At 72.5% G+C, this 3,500-nt stretch carries 5 protein-coding genes; 3 read left to right on the forward strand and 2 right to left on the reverse strand.

Annotated elements, in window-relative coordinates; all coding sequences use genetic code 11:
• On the forward strand, positions 1 to 247 hold a 247-nt coding region (locus AC3XYG_RS30175; protein WP_489143576.1), incomplete at its 5' end, for an aspartate/glutamate racemase family protein.
• On the opposite strand, the gene AC3XYG_RS30180 is transcribed toward AC3XYG_RS30175, so the two are convergent.
• Positions 244 to 849, reverse strand: a complete 606-nt coding sequence (locus tag AC3XYG_RS30180) for a DUF1349 domain-containing protein (protein ID WP_489143577.1) — start codon at positions 847 to 849, stop codon at positions 244 to 246. The two genes, AC3XYG_RS30175 and AC3XYG_RS30180, sit on opposite strands and share 4 nt — an antisense overlap.
• A gap of 99 nt (positions 850 to 948) precedes the next feature.
• Between AC3XYG_RS30180 and AC3XYG_RS30185 the strand changes: the two genes are divergently transcribed.
• Positions 949 to 1,707 carry a metallophosphoesterase family protein gene (locus tag AC3XYG_RS30185; protein WP_489143578.1) on the forward strand — a complete coding sequence of 253 codons (759 nt, stop codon included), beginning with the start codon at positions 949 to 951 and terminating at the stop codon, positions 1,705 to 1,707.
• Positions 1,708 to 1,804: 97 nt separating this feature from the next.
• Entirely contained in the window at positions 1,805 to 3,136 is a 1,332-nt protein-coding gene (murA, locus tag AC3XYG_RS30190) for a UDP-N-acetylglucosamine 1-carboxyvinyltransferase (protein WP_489143579.1), read from the forward strand.
• A gap of 22 nt (positions 3,137 to 3,158) precedes the next feature.
• On the opposite strand, the gene AC3XYG_RS30195 is transcribed toward murA, so the two are convergent.
• Positions 3,159 to 3,500: DUF924 family protein (locus AC3XYG_RS30195; protein ID WP_489143580.1), on the reverse strand; the 342-nt coding region annotated here is incomplete at its 5' end.

The following is a 3,500-nucleotide window of genomic DNA, read 5'->3' on the forward strand; positions in this document are numbered from 1 at the left end:
CTCGGCCGAGATCGCCGCGGCGCTGGAAGAGGACCGGGCCGAGGCGATCGTGCTCGGCTGCGCCGGCATGGCCGACCTCGCCGCCCGGCTGTCGGCGTGGCACGACGTGCCCGTCATCGACGGCGTCGCCGCCGCGGTCACCCTGGTCGAAGGGCTGGCGCGGCTGGGCCTGCGCACCGCCAAGACCGGCGGCTACGCGGCGCCGCGGCCGAAGCCCTATGCCGGCGCCGCCTTTACCCCGACCTAGCCGCGCGTGATCCGCAGATGCGCGAACTGTGCCTCGTAGCCCGCCGCCTTTGGGCTGCAGGCGTAAAGGCCGGCGGTGACCGGGCCGGTGCCGTCATCCGCATGCAGTCGGGCGATGCGCAGCTGCACCCAGCGGTCCTCGCCCTCCGGCGCGGCCTCGACGGTGTAGTCGGCGCCGACGCGGCGGATGCGGAAGCCGATGTTGCCGCCCGGCCGGGTCGCGATGTCCTGGGTCGACCAGTCGGACCAGCCGGCATTGGTGACCACGGCGCCCAGCCGGCTGTGCTCCGCCGTCTCGAACTCGACCGAGGTCTTGATCCAGCTGGTCGGGCCCAGCCGCACCATCAGCCCGGCCTGGTCGTACTGGTGCAGCGGATTGCCGCGCACCGCCGTCTCCATCACGAAATCGCCTTCGACCGGCAGGGCCAGGACATGGCCGTTGTCGACCCGGAAGCCGTAATGCGTGCCCTGCCAGAAATCGGTGCCGGCGGCGGTGGCCAGCTTCAGCCCCTCCGGCCCGATCGACCAGTCGGGCGGCGGGTTGATCCAGCCCAGGCGCGGATCCAGGGCAGGGGACAGGAAGGTCTCGTTCAGGATATCCATCAGCTCTCGTTCCGCGCCGTGACTGCGGCGCCATCAGACGCGAGGCCGCCCATTCCATCAAGACATGATGGTCCAGCAAGACCGCGATAGGGAGTTCATATGCGTCTCGCCATCCTTGCCGACATCCACGGCAACCTCCTGGCCCTCGAGGCCGTGCTGGCCGATCTCGACCGCCGCGGTGCCGATGCCATCGTCAATCTCGGCGACTGCGTCTCCAGCCCGCTGTGGCCGCGCGAGACGCTCGACCTGCTGCGGACCAAGGGCTGGCCGACGGTGCGCGGCAACCACGACCGCTGGGTCTCGGAGGATCGGGACGAGTCGCCGCAGACCTCGGACGGCTATGCCCGCCACGCGCTCGACGCCGCCGGCCGCGCCTGGTTGGGCGCGCTGCCGATGCAGCTGGACCTGCCGGGCGGCATCACCGCCTTTCATGCCCGGCCGCATGACGACAACGCCTATCTGATCGAGGATATCGAGGACGGAAGGCTGGTGCGGGCGCCAGCCCCGGTGATCGCCGCGCGGCTGGGCGGCGTCGCCGCCCCGGTCCTGCTGTGCGGCCACAGCCACCTGCCGCATGTGCTGCAATTGCCAGGCGGGCCCTGGGTCATCAACCCCGGCAGCATCGGCGGCCCGGCCTATGACGACCCGACGCCGCCGGCTCATGTCTCCGAATCGGGGTCGCCCTCCGCCCGCTACGCCATCCTCGACCTGGACGGGGACCGGGTGGCGGTCGACCAGATCGCCATCCCCTACGACCACATCAGCGCCGCGCGCCGGGCCGTTGAAAACGGGCGGCCGGACTGGGCCCACGCCCTGATGACCGGGTTCTCGCTCGGGGTCAGCCCGGCCGGATCATGACCCGGCGCGGCTTCGGGCTGGTCCATCCTGGCGCCCATCGTGCTATCCCGGTCCGGACGATGATGCTGTCCTGACCACGATCCGGAGCGGAATGCCCATGTCGCGTGCAAATGTCGTGTCGTTCCGCCGGGCGGCGCCGTGGTGGACTGCGGCGGCTGCGGGCCGGCTGGAGATCGACGGCGGCGCGCCCCTCGCCGGCGAGATCGCCGTCGCCGGCGCCAAGAACGCGGCGCTGCCGCTGATGGTCGCGGCGGCGCTGACCGACGACCGGCTGACGCTGCGCAACCTGCCGCGCATCCTCGACGTCGCCATCCTGGCCGGCATCCTGGCGGAACTCGGCGTCGACGTGTCGTGGAACGTGGACGCCGGGACCCTGTCCGGCACCTTGGGCGGTGCCGGCTTCGGCCGCGGCCGGGTCGATGCGGCGCTGGTGTCCCGCATGCGCGCCTCGTTCCTGATCGCCGGCGCGGCGCTGGCCCGGCTGGGCCGGATCGCGCTGCCGCTGCCGGGCGGCGACGCCATCGGCCTGCGGCCGGTCGACTTCCACCTCGCCGGCTTCCGCCAGATGGGCGCGACGGCGGAGATCGAGGGTGGCGAGGTCGTGCTGTCGGCCCCCGCCGGCCTGCACGGCGCCGCCATCGTGCTGCCCTTCCCCTCGGTCGGCGCCACCCAGAACCTGATGCTGGCCGCCGTGCTGGCCAAGGGCGAGACCACCATCACCAATGCGGCGCGGGAGCCGGAGGTGGTCGACCTCGCCCGCTGCCTGGCCGCGATGGGCGCCCGCATCGCCGGCATCGACACCGACACGCTGCGCATCACCGGCGTCGACCGGCTGCACGGCGCCACCTACGACGTGCTGCCCGACCGGATCGAGCTGGGCACCCTGATCTGCGCCGCCGCGGCCACCGGCGGTGAGCTGCGCCTGACCGGGGCGTCGACCGAGCTGCTCAGCGCCGCGCTGCCGGTGTTCGCCGGCGCCGGGATCGAGATCGAGACCACGTCCGGCGGTATCACCGCCCGGCGCGGCGCCGGCGGGCTGCAGGGCGTCGACATCATGACCCAGCCCTTCCCCGGCTTCGCCACCGACCTGCAGCCCCAGGCGATGGCGCTGCTGTGCTGTGCCGAGGGCGCGGCCATGGTGACCGAGACCCTGTTCGAGAACCGCTTCCGCCATGTGCCGGAGCTGCAGCGCATGGGCGCCAACATCCGGGTGGTGCGCAACCACGCCGTGATCCGCGGCGTGCCGGCGCTGGCCGCGGCCGAGGTGACGGCGACCGACATCCGCGCCGGCGCCGGCCTGCTGATTGCGGCGCTGGCGGCCGGCGGCACCAGCACGCTGCACGGGGTCGAGCATGTCGACCGCGGCTATGACAACCTGGTCGAACGCCTGCGCCGCTGCGGCGCCCGGATCCGGCGCGTCGATCTGTAGACCAGGAGATCCGGCCGCGGGGTCATGACGCGGCAGATGGCCGGGGCTTGTGGACGAACACGCCGGCCGCGACATACTCCGCTTCCTCGGCGGTGGATGGCCGCCCGAGCACGGCGTTGCGATGCGGGAAGCGCCCGAAGCGGGCGATGACGTCACTGTGGCCCCTGGCCTGGCCGAGGGCGAATTCGAAGATCCGCCGCTGCTGGTCCGGCGCTGCGGCCAGCCGCTTCTCGGACTCCGTCACCACCCGGGCCAGTCGCTCGCGGTGCCCCGGTCCTTCGGTGTGGGTCAGCGGCATCAGGAAGAAGCCCTTCTCCCAAGGGGATGAGAGGGCGTCGTAGTCCCCTCTGCGAAAGCCCTCTTC

The organism is Inquilinus sp., from assembly GCF_057815775.1.